Origin of the sequence: Sciscionella sediminilitoris (assembly GCF_000737195.2) — a bacterium.
Taxonomy (GTDB): Bacteria; Actinomycetota; Actinomycetes; order Mycobacteriales; family Pseudonocardiaceae; genus Sciscionella; species Sciscionella sediminilitoris.
Window position 1 is genome coordinate 1 of sequence record NZ_JALM01000209.1, and the last position, 889, is coordinate 889.

1 protein-coding gene is annotated in these 889 nt (G+C 67.2%); it reads right to left on the minus strand.

The genetic code is table 11. The features are described from left to right. Nucleotides 1–877, minus strand: an 877-nt coding sequence (locus AD72_RS35195) for an AMP-binding protein (RefSeq protein WP_197285180.1), incomplete at its 3' end; no start/stop codon positions are given. Between the last annotated feature and the right edge of the window lie 12 nt (nucleotides 878–889).

The following is an 889-nucleotide window of genomic DNA, read 5'->3' on the forward strand; positions in this document are numbered from 1 at the left end:
CCACCTGCAACAATCGATCACCGGGACCCGCCCCAAAACGCTCGATATGCTCGGCGAACACACTGCTCAACCCGGCGTGAGTGACCGCGACACCCTTCGGCCGCCCGGTCGATCCCGAGGTGTAGATCACGTACGCCAGGCCCGGCAACGGCACCGAGACCTCCACGTCCTCGTCCGGCAATCCGGCCACCACATCGAGCAGGCCCGGGTCATCCAGCACCACCGAAACCCCGGCATCCGCCACCATGAACGCCACTCGATCCTCCGGAAGTTCCCGGTCGATCGGGCAAAAGGCGGCCCCCGCTTTCACCACGCCCAGCACCGCGGCCACCCATGCCGGTGAGCGCGGCAGCATCACGCCCACCACCTCACCAGGGCACACACCCAGCCCCAGCACATACCGCGCGACCTGATTCGCCCGCGCATTCAGCTCCGCATAGGTCAGCGTCTCCCCCGCACACTCGAGCGCCACCGCATCCGGTGACCGCAATACCTGCGCCTCGAACAGCCGCCCGAACGGCAAACCCGGCACCGGCCGGGCCGTGTCGTTCAGTTCCTCCAGCACATGCCGCGACTCGGCCGGGTCCAGCACCGGTACCCGGTCCACCCGTATCTCCGGATCCGCGACCACCGTCTCCAGCACCCGCAGGAACCGGGCCACCAACTCCTCCGCCGTCACCCGATCGAACAAATCCACACTGAACTCCAGAACACCCCGCAAGGCCGGAGAACCGTCGGCCTCGTGCCACTCGCGCAGGGCGAACGTGAGATCGGTACGGGCAACGGTGCGCTGAACGGATCGGCCCGTGACAGTCAGCCCGGGTAGCTGCACCTTCTCCAGCGAGCTGCCCAGGTCGGTGTTGTCCAGGGACAGCATGACTTGGAAGAG